Source organism: Williamsia sp., assembly GCF_036566845.1.
Lineage (GTDB): Bacteria > Actinomycetota > Actinomycetes > Mycobacteriales > Mycobacteriaceae > Williamsia.
The window spans coordinates 1-15,156 of sequence record NZ_DATCVM010000202.1; the positions used below are offsets into that span (position 1 = coordinate 1).

Genomic DNA, 15,156 nt, shown 5'->3' on the forward strand with positions numbered 1-15,156 from the left:
GACTCCCAATTCATTGGTCTTGAGTCATGGCAGCCGGCAACCGTTCGTATACACCTCAACCGTCGACTCTGTGCGCAGGTACGCAGTCGTCGGACTGGATGATGTCATCATCGTCGATTGCGGTGATGTCGTACTGGTCACGACCAGAGCCCACGCATCCGGTGTGAAAGGGCTTGTCGATGGCCTACACAATTCAGATTGCGAAAATCTGTTGTGACCGTGATCAATCGGCGGCAGTTGCTTCGCATTACAGCGATATCGGCGGGGGCGGTCCTGAACCAGCGCGGCACATCGGCGTGTACAACGCTGGCCGAAAGCGTCGAACTCGCCGAAGATCTGTTGGCTCGCACCCTGCCGGCGCAGGCTCTGGCAGCGTTGTCGAACGTCCGAACCCCGGAACGCATGGGCCGCGGGATCCACGTGAGGTTTCAAAGGGCTATGGGTATCTGTTACCGCGACATCGGACTGGTGCAGCGCGGCTTTGTCCTATCCGAACGGGTGCGAGAAATGGCACGCCACGACGGGAATCGGCACCTGTATTCCGAGTCAACCGTCGAGAGCATCATTTGCTTGATGAACGCCGGCCAGTGGACCGCCGCATCAACGCTTCTCCATTCCGAACAGAACGCCTTGAGGTCCAGCAACGATCGCGGGCTAGACATCGAGATCGACTTCTGGCTGGCCCGGATCCTGGAGAGCAGCGGGCACATATCCGAATCGCTCGAGCTCGCGGCGGCCCGCGTGCTGCCAGGGTCTCGTGCTCACGAATCGGCGCCGATGCAGATTGCGCGTCACAGCTTCGTGTGTCGACTCGCGCTGAGCACAGAGAACCCCGACTGGGCAGCTGCGGAGTCTGCGATCGTGGCTGCGCTCTCGTTGCAAAACAGCGCCACGCCGCCACTTCGAAGGGGACAACTCCTCACGGCGCAAGCACACTATCTGCTCAAGAGGAAGGACTTCGATGGCGCGACGGTTTACCTCGATGACGCCACCAATGCTTTCTCGGAGGGCGGAATAGTCAGTCCCAATCACCGCAAGTTGTCCCACGCACTCGCTTTCCACCAACGGCGAGGAGGTTGACCGTGTCGCATAGACGACATTGATCTGTCAGATCATGAGGCCACCGGCAATCGAGGAGTGAGGGGAGAACCTGCTGTTCGCTGTAGATGAACACGGCGGGCAACGGGAACATAGCTCCTGAAAAAGAAGTTGAGTCCGAAGTACTTAACTTTGGAGGAAACATGACCGAACTCAAACGATTGCCGGTGTTGTTCCTGACCGACCCCGTCCTCCTGCCTGGCATGGTGGTCCCGGTCGAACTCGATGACGCCGCACGAGCCGCGGTCGATGCCGCAAAGGCGTCTGACGCCGGCAAACTCCTGGTCGCCCCACGTCTGGACGACCGCTACCCCGCCTACGGTGTGGTGGCATCGATCGTGCAGCTCGGCCGGATGGCCGGCGGCCAATCGGGCGCCGTGCTCAAGGGCGAATCCCGCGCGCACATCGGCTCGGGAACCACTGGCCCCGGAGCTGCACTGTGGGTCGAGGTCGAACTCGTCGACGAGCCCGACGTCACCGATGACGTCCGCGAATTGGCCGCTGAATACAAACAACTGGTGCTCGCAATGTTGCAGCGCCGCGAGGCGTGGCAGGTCATCGACTCGGTCAACAAACTGAGCGACCCGTCGGCCCTGGCCGACACGGCCGGATACGCTTCGTACCTCACGGACGTGCAGAAGCGCGAGATGCTCGAAACCCCTGATGTGGGCGAGCGTCTGCGCACCCTGATCAGCTGGACTCGCGATCACCTCGCCGAGGTCGAGGTCAACGACAAGATCGCCGGCGATGTCCGCGACGGCATGGAGAAGACGCAGAAGGAATTCCTGCTGCGCCAGCAACTCGCTGCCATCCGTAAGGAACTCGGCGAGGACGAGCCCGACGGCAGCGACGACTACCGCGCTCGCGTGGAGTCCGCCGAACTGCCCGACAACGTCCGCGAGGCCGCGATGCGGGAGGTCGGCAAGCTGGAGCGTGCCAGCGATCAGAGTCCCGAATCCGGTTGGATCCGAACCTGGTTGGACACCGTCCTCGACCTGCCGTGGAACGTCACCACCACCGACTCCACCGACATCAAGGGCGCCCGCGCGATCCTCGACGCCGATCACCATGGTCTGGATGACGTGAAGGATCGCATCGTCGAGTACCTCGCGGTCCGTGCCCGCCGGGCCGAACGTGGTCTGCAGGTGGTCGGCGGACGTGGCTCGGGCGCAGTGATGGTGCTGGCCGGGCCTCCCGGGGTCGGCAAGACGTCGCTGGGCGAGAGCGTGGCCCGGGCCCTGGGCCGCAAGTTCGTTCGCGTCGCCCTCGGTGGCGTCCGCGACGAGGCCGAGATCCGCGGTCACCGGCGTACCTACGTCGGCGCCCTGCCGGGACGTATCGTTCGGGCCATCGGTGAGGCTGGATCGATGAATCCCGTTGTGCTGCTGGACGAGATCGACAAGGTCGGCGCGGACTATCGCGGCGACCCCAGCGCAGCGCTGCTGGAGGTCCTGGATCCGGCGCAGAACCACACGTTCCGCGACCACTACCTCGATCTGGACCTCGACCTGTCCGACGTGGTCTTCCTGGCGACGGCCAACGTGATCGAGCAGATCCCGTCCGCCCTGCTGGACCGCATGGAGCTCGTCACCATCGACGGCTACACCGAAGACGACAAGGTGGTCATCGCCCGCGACTACCTGCTGCCCCGCCAGCAGGAGCGGGCCGCGATCACCGACGAGGAGGTCGACGTCACCGATCTGGCTCTGCGCAAGATCGCCGCCGACTACACGCGGGAGCCCGGTGTCCGGCAGTTCGAGCGGTTCCTCGCCAAGCTGATGCGCAAAGTCACCACGGCTCTGAGTGACTCGTCCGAGGGCACCAAGATCACGGTGGACGAACCCGACCTCGTCGGCTACCTCGGCAAGCCCCGGTTCACCCCGGATTCCGAAGAGCGCACGGCAGTGCCGGGCGTCGCAACAGGACTCGCGGTCACCGGACTCGGCGGCGATGTGCTCTACATCGAAGCCGGATCCACCGACGGAGAAGGGCTGGTGCTCACCGGCCAGTTGGGCGATGTGATGAAGGAGTCGGCGCAGATCGCACTGAGTTACGTCCGTTCGCACGCAATCGAATTCGGTATCGACCCGAAGTCACTGGAGCGGAGCATCCACGTTCACGTGCCGGCCGGTGCCACGCCCAAGGACGGGCCGTCCGCGGGTGTCACCATGGTGACCGCATTGGTGTCGATGGCAACCGGGCGCAAGGTGCGCGCGGATGTCGCGATGACCGGTGAGGTCACGCTCAACGGTCGGGTCCTGCCGATCGGCGGGGTGAAGCAGAAGCTGCTCGCCGCTGCACGCGCCGGAATGACGACCGTCTTCATCCCGGGCCGCAACGAACCGGATCTCGAGGACGTGCCCGCCGAGGTCTTGGCGGCACTGACCGTGCATCCGATGACCGATGTCGCCGACATCATCGCCCAGGCATTGGAGCCGGTCGAGCAGAACGCGACTGCCGCGGCCTGATCACGCCGGGTCCGAACAGGCCCACTCGCTTCGGCGGGTGGGCCTGTTCGCGTTGAACGAGAGGGATCCCCCCGCTGCGCTACGGTTCCCTGATGACCAGCGCAGATCCCGTTTTCAACTCCAGACAACTGATGTTCAAGGAGTTGTTCGTCGGGACGCTCATCTACGCGGTTGTTCTGGGGTTCTTCAACGACTACACATCGATCGTCTACGCCAAGAGCTTCTCCACGATCTTCTTCGCAGCCATCGTCTTGGAAATTCTGACGTTCGCAGCGTTCTTCATCAAGGGCCGAATCGTCGGTCGGATGAAAGGCCGGTCGGGCACCGCGAACCGGCTGCTGGTGCTTTTCTGCGTCTGGCTCGTCATGTTCCTGTCCAAGTTCGTGTTCATCTGGGCAATCGACGTCACCTTCGGAGACGACATCAACATCAACGGGTTCTTCGGTATTCTGTTGGTCGCCCTGACCGTCACCGTCGTTCACAAACTCGCCGACTACACGTTCACAGTGCTCGGCGATACCACGACGAAGTCTTCGACCGCGGAGTCCATCTGATGCCGACCGATCGTCGAAAGCGTTTCACCATCGCCTTCCAGAAGCGGGTCGGCAACCCGGTCACCAAACTCTTTCCGTTCCAGACCATCCTGGAGACCACCGGCCGCAAGTCCGGGCAACCGCGCCGCACCGCGCTGGGTGGCAAACGGGTGGGCAATGAGTTCTGGCTCGTGTCGGAATTCGGGACCGGGTCGCAGTACATCAAGAACATCCAGGCGGACCCTCGGGTTCGGCTCCGCCTGCGGGGCAAGTGGCACACCGGAACGGCTCATCTGCTTCCCGACGACGATACCGTCGCACGCCTCAAGGCACTGCCGGCTCTCAACAGCTTCGGCGTCAAGACGTTCGGTACCGATCTGCTCACCGTACGGATCGATCTGGGCTGACATGGCCCCAGCTGTCGAACCCCACAGTGATCACTCCGCATCCTCACCGCAGCATGACTGAGCTTTCCCATATGACGCCTGACCCCGCGCAGCGGTTGGACCTTTTGAGTGCGTTCGCACAGAGCTACGGGACAGGCACTTCCTTGAAGCGCACCACGATCTCGACGAGGGATATCTCCAGACCACGCTGTCGACGATTCACGGATGCCGTTGCGGTTCTTCGTCGAGGACAACAACGCGTGGTGGTTCGAGATCTTCACCGCTGTCGGTGTGCCCGCCGTCGGTTATGACCCGAGGGATACCACCTGCGGCCGTCTGCCGAGGCGGCCGCAGAGTTTCTCGACCCGGAACTCGGAAAGCGTTTTGCCGCAACCGAACCGATGGCCGCATCTATTGCTCGCATCCGGACGAATCTGACGGGGCTGCTCAGCGGCATATAGACCTGAGTCAGACGTCGGAGTTCGTACCCCCATTGATCTCGACTGGACACTGGTGAAGCTGAAGCCCATCCGCACGTGGTGCGGATGGGCTCCTTCTATGTCCGTGCCCACAGCTTCTTTAGCATAGCTAGTTGTGTCGGGCCAATTGAACTGCTGTCAAATGACTTTCGCAAATCATCTACAGCACAGTGTAATAGGTCATCCGTCCACCCAGTGACCGGGATCACATAGCAGCTCTCATCTCCGCGAACGCGCAAAAATCTTGAATCGGAAATGGATTTGTCACGTCAGGTCACGCAGATGAAACAAACCATCCCTATTTTTATGCACGTACACGGAACCGTATACGTGCGGTTCTGGGCCGGTTACTCACTCGCCGGTCCCTTCTTTCTCAGTGCAGCGCACCACAAGTGAAAGGCCGATATGCCGCAACCCGATGCCGTTCCCGCCAGGTCCCGGTTCCGCCGGTCCGCCCTCGCCGCTCCGGCCGCACTCGCAGTCGTGGCCCTCGCACTCAGTGCGTGTGGCAGCTCGGCCAGTGACGAATCAACCAGTTCGGCCACCTCGTGTGTGGATACCTCCGGCAGCACCGTCAAGGTCGGTTCCCTCAACTCGCTGTCCGGCACGATGGCGATTTCCGAAGTGACCGTGCGTGATTCGATCGCACTCGCGGTCGAAGAGATCAACGCGGCCGGCGGCGTCCTGGGCAAGCAGATCCAACTGGTCGGAGAAGACGGCGCCTCCGAGCCCACCATCTTCGCTGAGAAGGCCGAGAAGCTGATCAGCAGTGATTGTGTTGCAACGGTTTTCGGTGGATGGACCTCATCGAGCCGCAAGGCGATGCTCCCGGTCTTCGAGGACAACAACGCACTTCTTTACTACCCGGTGCAATATGAAGGACTCGAATCCTCCCCGAACATCTTCTACACCGGTGCCACCACCAATCAGCAGATCGTTCCGGCCCTGGACTATCTGAAGGAGAAGGGCGTCAAGTCCCTCTACCTGGTCGGCAGTGACTACGTCTTCCCGCAGACGGCCAACCGGATCATCAAGGCCTACGCAGAAGCCAACGGCATGGAGATCAAGGGTGAGGACTACACCCCTCTGGGATCCACCGACTTCTCGACCATCGTCAACAAGGTTCGCACCGCCGACGCCGATGCGGTCTTCAACACCCTCAATGGCGACTCCAACGTCGCATTCTTCCGTGAATACAACGCTGCCGGCCTCAACGCCGCTGACATGCCGGTTGTTTCGGTGTCGATCGCCGAAGAGGAGGTCGGGGGCATCGGTGTGCAGAACATCGAAGGCCAGCTGACGGCCTGGAACTACTACCAGACCATCGACACCCCGGTGAACAACGAGTTTGTCGCCGCATACAAGGCGAAGTACGGCGCCGACAAGCCCACCTCGGATCCGATGGAAGCCGCGTATGTCTCGGTGTACCTGTGGAAGAACACCGTCGAGAAGGCCGATTCGTTTGAGGTACCGGCCATTCAGGACGCTGCCGGCGGGGTCACCTTCGACGCACCCGAAGGCCTGGTCACCATCGACGGCGAGAACAACCACATCACCAAGACCGCTCGGATCGGTGAGATCCGCTCCGACGGACTGATCTACACGATCTGGGAATCACCGGCACCCATCGAGCCCGATCCCTACCTCGAGAGTTACCCGTGGGCCGAGGGGCTGAGCGGCTCATAACAATCGGTTCGCTTTAGATGACCGAAGCCGGCAAAAAGTGATCGGGAAGGAAAAGCACTCGTGGATGTGCTGATCGGACAGACGTTTACCGGACTGAGTCTGGCGTCGATTCTGCTGCTCGCGGCATTGGGACTCTCACTGACCTTCGGTCAGATGGGTGTCATCAACATGGCTCATGGTGCATTCATCATGATCGGTTCGTACACCGCTTACGTGGTGCAGGAACACGTGGTGTCCAATACCAATGCCTCCCTGATCGTTTCACTCTTTGTCGGCTTCGGCGTCGGCGGTCTGATGGGTGTACTCCTCGAAGTCACACTCATCCGGCGCATGTATCACCGCCCGCTCGACACCCTGCTCGTCACGTTCGGCGTGGGCCTGATCCTGCAACAGGCCGCCCGCGACATCTTCGGAGCACCCGCGGTCAACGTGGTCGGCCCGGACTGGCTCAGCGGTGGTGTCGAGATCCTCGGTGCCGTGGTGCCGAAGAGCCGGATCTTCATCATGATCCTGGCCATCGTCTGTGTGGCGGCGCTGGCGGCGACCATGAAGTACACACCGATGGGCCGGCGGATCCGGGCGGTGGTACAGCATCGAGAGCTCGCCGAGACCAGTGGAATCTCCAGCCGCAGAACCGATATCACCACATTCTTCATCGGATCCGGTCTCGCCGGTGTGGCCGGTGTGGCGTTGACGCTCATCGGCTCCACCAGCTCCAACACCGGAACGGTCTACCTCATCGACGCCTTCCTGGTGGTGGTGATCGGCGGCCTCGGCCAGATCAAGGGTGCCGTCATCGCAGCCATATCGCTGGGACTGCTCAACTCGTTCATCGAATACAACACCACCGCGTCGGTGGCGAAGGTGATCGTTTTCGTGCTCATCGTGATCTTCCTGCAGATCCGCCCGCAGGGACTGTTCACCGTCAAGACGAGGAGCCTGGTATGAAACAGTTCTTATCCTCACGCTGGCAGGTCTACTCCGGCTTCGCGCTCGCCGCGGTGATCCTCTTTGCCATCGCCCCGGCCGTGCTCAGTGACTTCCGGCTCAACCTGCTCGGAAAGTTCCTGTGCTTCGGCATCGTCGCCGTCGGTATCGGATTGGCCTGGGGCCGTGGCGGAATGCTCGTCCTGGGTCAAGGTGTCTTCTTCGGGCTCGGCGCCTACATCATGGCGATGCACATCAAGATCTCCGATGCCGAGTTACGCGGCGACAGCGTTCCCGACTTCATGCAGATCGCCGGCATCAACGAACTGCCCGCGTACTGGAAGCCGTTCTCCTCACCCCTGGTCACCATCCTGGGCATCCTCTTCATCCCCGCCGGTGTGGCGCTGATCCTGGGTCTCGGAATCTTCAAACGCCGCGTCAAGGGCGCGTACTTCGCCATCCTGTCGCAGGCGCTCGCCGCCGCGTTCGCCATCCTGCTCATCGGACAGCAGAGCACCGGAGGAAGCAACGGGCTCAACCGGTTCCGCAGCTTCTTCGGCCTCGCACTGAACGACCCGGCCAACAAACGGCTCCTGTTCTTCATCGCCGCCGCGACGCTGCTCATCGTTGTCGCACTGACCCGTCAGCTGATGTACAGCCGATACGGTGAACTGCTGGTCGCCGTCCGCGACCAGGAGGAGCGGGTTCGTTTCCTCGGCTACGACCCCGCCAACATCAAGCTCGTCGCATACACCGTCGCCGCATTGTTCGCGAGTATCGCCGGGGCACTGTTCGTTCCGATCGTCGGCATCATCTCGCCCGCGGACGTGGGCATCGTCCCGTCGATCGCGTTCCTGATCGGTGTCGCCATCGGCGGCCGTACCACGCTGCTCGGTCCCGTACTCGGTGCCATCGGTGTCGCGTGGGCTCAGACCAACCTGTCGGAGAACTTCCCGTCTGGCTGGGTCTACGCCCAGGGCCTGCTCTTCATCGTTGTCGTCGGCTTCTTCCCCGCCGGTCTGGCCGGCCTCGGCGCGCTCACCAAATGGCGTCGCAAGAAGGCGCAATCCGACCCACCTGAATCCGATCCCGACCCGGACAAGGCCGACGTCACACCAGTGGGAGCATCCTCATGAGCGCACACGAGACACCGGTTGCCGACAAGGAACCCGCACTCGGCGGCAACGCCGGCATGTCCAGCGACTATCTGCAGGTCCGCGGGCTCACCGTCAGCTTCGACGGCTTCAAAGCCGTCAGCGATGTGGATCTGACTCTGCTCCAGGGAGATCTGCGGTTCCTCATCGGCCCCAACGGGGCCGGGAAGACCACCGTCATCGACGCCATCACCGGACTGGTGCCCGCCACGGGCTCCATCCAGAAATCGGGTGTGGAACTGGTCGGCAAGAAGGTGCATCGCATCGCCCGGCTGGGTGTGGGCCGAACCTTCCAGACCGCCAGCGTCTTCGAGGAGCTCACCGTGCTGCAGAACCTCGACATCGCCGCCGGCGCCGGTCGCAGCGCGCTCACACTGCTTCGCCGCCGGTCCGGGATCCTGCCCGAGATCGAAGAGGCCCTGGAGACCATCGGATTGCAGCACCTGCGGGACTCGCCGGCAGGAATCCTCGCACACGGTCAGAAACAGTGGCTCGAGATCGGAATGCTGCTGGTGCAGAACGCTTCTGTGCTCCTACTCGACGAGCCCGTCGCGGGGATGAGCCACGAGGAGCGCGAAGAGACCGGGCAGCTGCTGCGCCGAATCGGTGGACAACGAACGGTCGTGGTCGTCGAACACGACATGGAGTTCATGCGGTCCTTTGCCACCTCGGTGACCGTGCTCGCCCGCGGCAAGGTCATCGCCGAGGGTTCTGTCGCCGAAGTCCAGGCGAATCCACAGGTTCAGGAGGTCTACCTCGGCACCGCGGCAGGTGGCACCGAGATCGAAGAAGTCGCCGCTGCCACAGAATCCGAAGGGACCGCCTGATGCTCGAATTGATCGATGTCCGTACCGGTTACGGCCGCACCGAAGTGGTACACGGCGCCAGCATCGAGGTACCCACCGATGGTGTCGCCGCGGTGATGGGACACAACGGGGCCGGGAAGACCACCCTTCTCCGTGCGGCGGTGGGTCTGCTCAAAGTCACGAAGGGCACCATCAAGTTCGACGGAGCAGACATCACCTCGCTGCGCCCGAGTGCGCGGGTCGCGCGCGGATTGGCGTACGTCCCGCAGGGCCAGCAGAGCTTCGGATACCTGACGACTGCCGAGAACCTCCAGGTGGTGGCCGATGGCCGCAAACGCGGTAAGGAGCTGGTCGCCGAGGCTCTGGACCTCTTCCCGGCCCTGAAGGAGCTGCTGACCCGTCGCGCCGGTTTGCTGTCCGGTGGTCAGCGCCAGCAGTTGGCCATCGCACGGGCGTTGATCACCGAGCCGAAGATGCTGATCCTCGACGAACCCACCGAGGGCATTCAACCGTCAGTGGTCGCCGAGATCGAGAACACCATCACTGCGTTGACCCAGCGCGGTGACATGGGAGTTCTGCTGGTGGAACAGCAGATCGGTTTCGCTCTCGAGGCCGCCGACACGTACTACATCCTCGAAGGTGGTCACATCACGTCGTCCGGCGCCGGCGGTGCGGACGCCGAAGCGGGCGTGCGTGAGGCCATGACCATCTGACGACGGTTCGGCACCACGGGTTCGGCCTCCGACAACTCGTCAGCGAACTGTGAGACCGAACGGCAGCCCTCGGCGATGGGCCCATTCGGCGTGGGCGCGGCTCGCGGCGGTTGTCGGTGTTCCGACGCCGTCGACGCAGTCGAGTTGTTCACGTGTGTCGAGAGTGGCACCCAGTTCGCTGAGAATTGCGTTGATGCCCAGATTGATTCGAGCGAGCATGATGTAGTCGCTGGGCACCTGCATCTTGCGGACCGCGCGGCCCACCGGGCCGTCGTCGAACATGGACTGCACGAGGCCGGTGCTGTCCGCCGGGACAAAGGTATGCGGCTGTACGGTGTTCACACTCGATGCCATCATCGACCACCATTCATAGGCGTCGTCGACGCTCAGATCGGTGTCGGCGGTGATGAAGCCGTGTTCGATCATGAGCCGGTACAGCTCATGGCGGTCCCCTTCGCAGGTGGCCCGGAACATCGTGACGATCCCGCGGCGAATCCACTCCGGGAACTTTTTGACACAGCCGAAGTCGACGAAACCCACTGTCCCGTCCTCCCCGAATCGGTAGTTGCCCGGATGCGGATCGGCGTTGAAGAGGTTGCTGTGGCGATACGCCCCGAACCCGAAATACCCGATCGACAATGCCCATCGGTTGCGCAATTCCTGATCCGCGGTACGCGCCTGCGCCCACCCCACACCCTCGAGAAAGGTCATGGTGATCACGAGATCTCCGGAGTGACTGTCGATCACGTCCGGCACGCGAATGAAAGGGTGTCCCCGGTACAGGTCCGCGAACCGCCGGATGCTGCGCGCCTCATGCCGGTAGTCGAGTTCCTCCGCAATGCGTTCCGCCACTTCGACCGCCGCTGACCGTTGGTCGGTGCGCATGGCCCGCGGCGTCAACGACATCCCCAGTTTGAGGAATGTGGCCAGCAGCTCGGTGTTGGCCAGGTCGTCCCGGATGGCACGCGCAACTCCGGGATACTGGACCTTCACCGCGACCTCCCGTCCATCGACCAGTCTGGCCCGGTGCACCTGACCGATGGATGCAGCTGCGATCGGCTCCGCCGAGAATTCGTCGAACGAATCCCCGATCGGACAACCGAGATCAGATTCGATGACCTCCCGGGCCGTCGCGAAGTCCATCGGTGGCGCTTCGGACTGAAGACGTTGCAGCGCAGCCTGATAGGTGGCCATGGGGCCGCCGACGCCGGGATCCATGTCATAGGTCGACAGGAGTTGTCCCGCCTTCATCAGCACCCCCTTGGAGTGACCGAGCATGTCGGCGTAGCGCTCCGCGGTGCGGTGGTGGAACTTATCGACTGCGTCGGTGTCGCCGGCGCGGGTGCGCAGGCCCGCCACCACTCGGCCGCCGGCCGCTCGGGCGGCGAAGCCCACCACGGGGGCCGTGCGGCGAACCCTGCCGGCCCGAACGGACCCGAATCTGTCGGCACCGGCAGGGACAGCTGGTTCGTCGATCATCGGTCTCCCCCATCTGTGAAGATCATCGGTGCCCGGGTGGGACCGCGCAGGATTCCCGACGGGTGCCAGGTCACCGGGCCGGCGAGCCGTGGTTGCCGAGCCTTGATCTGCCGCAACGCAATCCTGAGTTCCAGCCGCGACAACGCCGCACCCAGACAGCGATGCCGGCCGTAACCGAGGGCGAGATGCGGTCGGTCTCTTTCTCGATCGGGACGGAACTCGTGAGGTGCCTCGAACACCGCCGGATCCCGGTTGGCGGCCGCGATTGCCACGATCACCCGCGCGCCGGCCTCGATGGTGCGCCCGGCGATCTCGTGTTGCTCTGTCGCGGCACGCACCACCACCTGAGCAGTTCCGTCAAGACGGAGCAGTTCGTCGATGACGCCATCTGCGCCGACGTCGCCGAGTGTGTCGATCAACCGTTCACCGGGCTCACCGGAGCACAACCGAATCATGCTTGTCCCCAACAGTTTCGCAGTGGTCTCGTGACCGGCGACCGCAAGGAGGATCGCGTTCGAGACCACCTCGTCGAGTTCGAGCTCGGGTTCGGTCGCCAGCAGACTGAGTAGATCGTCTTCGGGGTGGCGTCGGCGCTCTGAAGCGGCGGACAGGAACTCGGCGAACAGCGCCGTCAGCCCCGAGATCGAGGGCAGGGCCTCGGTGGGCAGCACGGTGCCTTCCAGGGCGCCGACCAACTCGCTGGTCTCGTCCCACAGAAGCTGTGCGACATCGGGTTCGAGGGCCATCCACTCTGCGATGACCGCGATCGGCAACGGCTCGGCGATCAGGGACATCAGATCAAAAGGCTCGCCCGCGGCAACACCGCTGATCACCCCGGCGGCGATCGCTTCGACCCCTTCGCCCATCGCAGCGACGCAGTGCGGCGTGAAGACGTCGCGCAATGAGCCGCGCACGCGTCCGTGGTCGGGGGCATCGAGCGTGAGCATGGTCTGTGCCAGCGGCGCATCCTCGATGCCGGCAGCCCTCAGCGCCCGGCGACTCGCATCGGCGGCTGACGGATCGCTGCTCCAGCCGTCCCCGAGCAGAATCTCGCGGGCTGCCTCGTACCCGTTGACCACCCACGATTCCGTCTGTTCGTCGAACCGCACCGGCCCGGGGCCGCGATCCCATGGCCGCGGAACAGACGGTGGTGTGCCATCCGGGCGCTGCCACATCAACGATGCCTCGGAACCGGTCATCACATTCATGTGTGCCTCCAGAGCGCCTAAGTGTTCACTTAGTCGAGCTACTTGGCTACACTAAGTGGGCACTTAGGTTCTTGTCAATGGCCACCGGTCGGCCATCGGCGCCGGACCGGGTCCACGCCGCAACAGGATGAGGACGATGACCACAGCAACGCGAGACCGCCTGATCGACGAGGCGATGCGCCTGTTCGGAGAGCAGGGCTACCGTGCGACGAGCGTTGCCCAGATCGAGCAGGCAGCCGGCCTCACTCCGGGGTCGGGCGGGCTCTACCACCACTTCCGATCGAAGGAACTGCTGCTCGAGGCGGGCATCGACCGGCAACTCGACCGGCTGCGCGCCCTCCGCGACATCCGGCAGATCTTCGAGGGACTCACCGATCTGCGCTCCGAGCTGACCGTGGTGGGCCGGTACACGTTGCAGGTCATCGACGAGGAGAGTCAGCTCCTGCGCATCGTCTCCTCCGAACTCCGCGATCGGCCACGCAGGCTGGCCGACACGCTGGCCCATCTCGTCGACGAGTCTTACGCGGGGATGGCCGGCTGGGTGGAGCGGCGGATCCCTGATGTGGGACGGCAGCGTGCGGAGAACATCGCAGCAGTGGCACTGAACGCGCTGTTCGCGCACCGGACGATGCCCCACTCCCTTGGTCTGCAGCCGCTGGCAATCGACGACGACCGGATCATCGGAGAGTGGGTCGAGATGGTCGCCGGACGAATGGAACGGCTTCTCGACGAAGGTGGACACTGAATCAAGTGTTGCTGAATCCGTTGCTGCGCAACATATTATGACCCACAATCGATGTTGCCGGAAATCATCCCCCGGTGGCGGACGACGAGGGTGGCGCTGAACCACCCTGGGAGGAGATTGTCATCAGCCGAATGATTTCCTCGCGGTCGGCGAGGGAGGGAACGCCCATCCCCGGTGTGTTGCCGTAGACCTTGTCCAGGGGTGTGGAGCTGGTGCGTCCCTGAAGGATGTCGATCGACGTGCTGTCGATGAGGCCTGGGTGCCCGACACCGCAGGCCTCGGCCACCTTCACCAAGTCGCGGCGCAGAGTCTTGATGTAGTTCGCCGCCCTCTCGGCCTTGGCCTCGGGCACCAATCCCCGTGCCGGCCAGCTGTTCTGGGTGGCCACCCCGGTAGGACAGGTGTCGGTATGGCACTTCTGGGCCTGGATACATCCGATCGCCAGCATCGCTTCACGCGCTATGTTCACCATGTCGCAGCCCAGCGCGAACCCCACGATTGCGTTGTCGGGAAGCCTGAGCTTTCCGCCGCCGATGAAGGTGCTGTCCTCATGAAGGCCGCGCTCGGCGAAGATCCGGTAGACCTGGGCGAACCCGAGCTGGAACGGCAGCGACACACTATCGGTGAAGATCAACGGTGCTGCACCCGTGCCACCCTCACCACCATCGATTGTCACAGAATCCACGCCCCGGCCGGACTGTTGCATCAGGTCGGCGAGTTCGTACCAGAAATCGAGATCACCGACGGCCGCCTTGATTCCCACCGGCAGGCCCGTTCCGGCGGCGAGTAGTTCAACCCAGTCGAGCAAACTGTCGGTGTCGGAGAACTCGGCGTGCCGCGAGGGACTGATGCAGCCACGCCCCTGCACAACTCCACGTGCGGCAGCGATCTCCGACGCGTTCGGACGGCTGCCGATTCTGCGCGTCGGTCTCTTGGTGTTCGGCATCGCGTCGGTGGCCTGCGCCGCGGCCCCCACCGACCTGATCCTCATCCTGGCCCGCGGAGTGCAGGGTGCCGGCGCGGCACTCCTCGTCCCGAGTTCTCTGGCTTTGATCAACTCGGCATTCTCGCCGGACGACCAACCCAAGGCCATCGGCACGTGGACCGCGTGGACGGGCACCGCGTTTGTGGTCGGCCCGCTGCTGGGCGGCGTTCTCGTGGACACGTTGAATTGGCGGTGGATCTTCGCCGTGAATGTGCTGCCCGTTGCGGTCAACCTCGTCCTGTCGTACCGGCTTGTCGAGCCGGCGCGGACGTCGGCGCGCACACCCATCGACGCGCCCGGTGCGGTCCTGGCGGCGGTCGGTCTGGGCGGCACCGTCTACGCACTCATCGAACAACAACGCCTGGGCCTTTCCAACCCGGCTGTGGCGATGCCATTGGCGGTGGGCGTGCTGGCCCTCGCGGCGCTCCCGTGGCGCGAGACCCACACCAACCACCCGATGATCCCACTGCACATGTTCAAGGTCCGGAA

General features: G+C 63.4%; 14 protein-coding genes and 1 pseudogene. 12 read left to right on the top strand and 3 right to left on the bottom strand.

Annotated elements, in window-relative coordinates; all coding sequences use genetic code 11:
* Positions 1-19 precede the first annotated feature (19 nt).
* From VIQ49_RS29000 to urtE, 10 genes are all read left to right on the top strand, one after another.
* Positions 20-217 (top strand): hypothetical protein, encoded by a 198-nt coding sequence (locus VIQ49_RS29000; RefSeq protein ID WP_414731668.1) that lies wholly within the window; start codon positions 20-22, stop codon positions 215-217.
* Positions 199-1,080, top strand: a complete 882-nt coding sequence (locus VIQ49_RS19370) for a hypothetical protein (RefSeq protein ID WP_331887652.1) — start codon at positions 199-201, stop codon at positions 1,078-1,080. Before VIQ49_RS29000 ends, VIQ49_RS19370 begins: the two co-directional genes overlap by 19 nt.
* A gap of 161 nt (positions 1,081-1,241) precedes the next feature.
* Positions 1,242-3,566: an endopeptidase La gene (lon, locus tag VIQ49_RS19375; protein ID WP_331887654.1), complete on the top strand. Its 2,325-nt coding sequence runs from the start codon at positions 1,242-1,244 to the stop codon at positions 3,564-3,566.
* A gap of 92 nt (positions 3,567-3,658) precedes the next feature.
* Positions 3,659-4,120 carry a hypothetical protein gene (locus VIQ49_RS19380; protein ID WP_331887656.1) on the top strand — a complete coding sequence of 154 codons (462 nt, stop codon included), beginning with the start codon at positions 3,659-3,661 and terminating at the stop codon, positions 4,118-4,120.
* Positions 4,120-4,506, top strand: a complete 387-nt coding sequence (locus VIQ49_RS19385; RefSeq protein WP_331887658.1) for a nitroreductase/quinone reductase family protein — start codon at positions 4,120-4,122, stop codon at positions 4,504-4,506. The genes VIQ49_RS19380 and VIQ49_RS19385 overlap by 1 nt, the downstream gene beginning before the upstream one ends.
* Before the next feature lie 863 nt (positions 4,507-5,369).
* On the top strand, positions 5,370-6,650 hold the full coding sequence (gene urtA, locus VIQ49_RS19390; protein WP_331887660.1) for an urea ABC transporter substrate-binding protein: 1,281 nt from the start codon (positions 5,370-5,372) through the stop codon (positions 6,648-6,650).
* A 60-nt stretch (positions 6,651-6,710) separates the two neighbouring features.
* A complete protein-coding gene (urtB, locus tag VIQ49_RS19395) occupies positions 6,711-7,598 on the top strand; it encodes an urea ABC transporter permease subunit UrtB (protein ID WP_331887662.1) in 888 nt (295 codons plus the stop codon).
* Positions 7,595-8,713 carry an urea ABC transporter permease subunit UrtC gene (urtC, locus tag VIQ49_RS19400; protein ID WP_331887664.1) on the top strand — a complete coding sequence of 373 codons (1,119 nt, stop codon included), beginning with the start codon at positions 7,595-7,597 and terminating at the stop codon, positions 8,711-8,713. Before urtB ends, urtC begins: the two co-directional genes overlap by 4 nt.
* Entirely contained in the window at positions 8,710-9,558 is an 849-nt protein-coding gene (gene urtD / locus VIQ49_RS19405) for an urea ABC transporter ATP-binding protein UrtD (protein WP_331887666.1), read from the top strand. The genes urtC and urtD overlap by 4 nt, the downstream gene beginning before the upstream one ends.
* Positions 9,558-10,250, top strand: a complete 693-nt coding sequence (gene urtE / locus VIQ49_RS19410) for an urea ABC transporter ATP-binding subunit UrtE (RefSeq protein WP_331887668.1) — start codon at positions 9,558-9,560, stop codon at positions 10,248-10,250. Before urtD ends, urtE begins: the two co-directional genes overlap by 1 nt.
* A 39-nt stretch (positions 10,251-10,289) precedes the next feature.
* On the opposite strand, the gene VIQ49_RS19415 is transcribed toward urtE, so the two are convergent.
* Positions 10,290-11,729 (bottom strand): AarF/ABC1/UbiB kinase family protein, encoded by a 1,440-nt coding sequence (locus tag VIQ49_RS19415; RefSeq protein WP_331887670.1) that lies wholly within the window; start codon positions 11,727-11,729, stop codon positions 10,290-10,292.
* Positions 11,726-12,937, bottom strand: coding sequence for a cytochrome P450 (locus VIQ49_RS19420; RefSeq protein ID WP_331887672.1), 1,212 nt, complete (start codon positions 12,935-12,937; stop codon positions 11,726-11,728). Before VIQ49_RS19420 ends, VIQ49_RS19415 begins: the two co-directional genes overlap by 4 nt.
* 136 nt (positions 12,938-13,073) lie before the next feature.
* Between VIQ49_RS19420 and VIQ49_RS19425 the strand changes: the two genes are divergently transcribed.
* On the top strand, positions 13,074-13,682 hold the full coding sequence (locus VIQ49_RS19425; protein ID WP_331887674.1) for a helix-turn-helix domain-containing protein: 609 nt from the start codon (positions 13,074-13,076) through the stop codon (positions 13,680-13,682).
* Positions 13,683-13,746: 64 nt separating this feature from the next.
* On the opposite strand, the pseudogene VIQ49_RS19430 reads toward VIQ49_RS19425, so the two are convergent.
* A pseudogene (locus VIQ49_RS19430) lies at positions 13,747-14,580 on the bottom strand (glutamate synthase-related protein); the annotation flags it as partial.
* On the opposite strand from VIQ49_RS19430, the gene VIQ49_RS19435 reads away from it, so the two are divergent.
* A partial coding sequence (locus VIQ49_RS19435) for an MFS transporter (protein ID WP_331887676.1) occupies positions 14,531-15,156 on the top strand: 626 nt, incomplete at its 3' end. The pseudogene VIQ49_RS19430 and the gene VIQ49_RS19435 sit on opposite strands and share 50 nt — an antisense overlap.

Bases quoted from the DNA above. Each gene is read 5' to 3' on its own strand.
- lon (WP_331887654.1), top strand. From the start codon at position 1,242: ATGACCGAACTCAAACGATTGCCGGTGTTGTTCCTGACCGACCCCGTC.
- VIQ49_RS19380 (WP_331887656.1), top strand. From the start codon at position 3,659: ATGACCAGCGCAGATCCCGTTTTCAACTCCAGACAACTGATGTTCAAG.
- VIQ49_RS19385 (WP_331887658.1), top strand. From the start codon at position 4,120: ATGCCGACCGATCGTCGAAAGCGTTTCACCATCGCCTTCCAGAAGCGG.
- urtA (WP_331887660.1), top strand. From the start codon at position 5,370: ATGCCGCAACCCGATGCCGTTCCCGCCAGGTCCCGGTTCCGCCGGTCC.
- urtC (WP_331887664.1), top strand. From the start codon at position 7,595: ATGAAACAGTTCTTATCCTCACGCTGGCAGGTCTACTCCGGCTTCGCG.
- urtD (WP_331887666.1), top strand. From the start codon at position 8,710: ATGAGCGCACACGAGACACCGGTTGCCGACAAGGAACCCGCACTCGGC.
- urtE (WP_331887668.1), top strand. From the start codon at position 9,558: ATGCTCGAATTGATCGATGTCCGTACCGGTTACGGCCGCACCGAAGTG.
- VIQ49_RS19415 (WP_331887670.1), bottom strand. From the start codon at position 11,729: ATGATCGACGAACCAGCTGTCCCTGCCGGTGCCGACAGATTCGGGTCC.
- VIQ49_RS19420 (WP_331887672.1), bottom strand. From the start codon at position 12,937: ATGAATGTGATGACCGGTTCCGAGGCATCGTTGATGTGGCAGCGCCCG.
- VIQ49_RS19425 (WP_331887674.1), top strand. From the start codon at position 13,074: ATGACCACAGCAACGCGAGACCGCCTGATCGACGAGGCGATGCGCCTG.